Annotated in this window: 1 protein-coding gene; it reads right to left on the reverse strand. The window is 40.0% G+C overall.

Features of this window, described 5'->3' with window-relative positions:
* A partial coding sequence (locus E1171_RS00230) for an FG-GAP repeat protein (protein ID WP_222931276.1) occupies window positions 1–456 on the reverse strand: 456 nt, incomplete at its 3' end.
* Between the last annotated feature and the right edge of the window lie 9 nt (window positions 457–465).

Here is a 465-nt window from a genome sequence, read left to right on the forward strand (position 1 = left end):
TTTTTCAAATAAATAAGCTGAACCGGATTTTTCTCCCTTATCATCATCAAAATATGCCCCTACTACGATATAATCACCTGAAATACTTACTGATCTTCCAAATCTATCATCAGCAACACCGTCCGATGCCGTTAGTTTGGCCTGTTCTATCCAGTTATTTCCATTATACCACAACACATAGGCAGCCCCTTTCCCGCTTTGATTTCCATGCTGCCCAACAACTGCATATTGGCCATCTAATGCTACAGCTTCACCAAAAAAATTATTTTCTTTCATCTCCAAATAGGGTAACGGAGGAGGCCCCTTTTGTTCCGCTCCCCAATTTTGTGCCTTTAAAATAGAAGGATACAGCCACAAAAGGGCCAGTACTCCTAGCAAATAAACTTTACACTTTTTTCGGTTGCTCAAGAAAATGTCGCCCCCCATAAATTGGCCGTGTTGTAGATTTTTTTTCATTTTCTTTCT

This window comes from Xanthovirga aplysinae (assembly GCF_009711365.1).
Lineage (GTDB): Bacteria > Bacteroidota > Bacteroidia > Cytophagales > Cyclobacteriaceae > Xanthovirga > Xanthovirga aplysinae.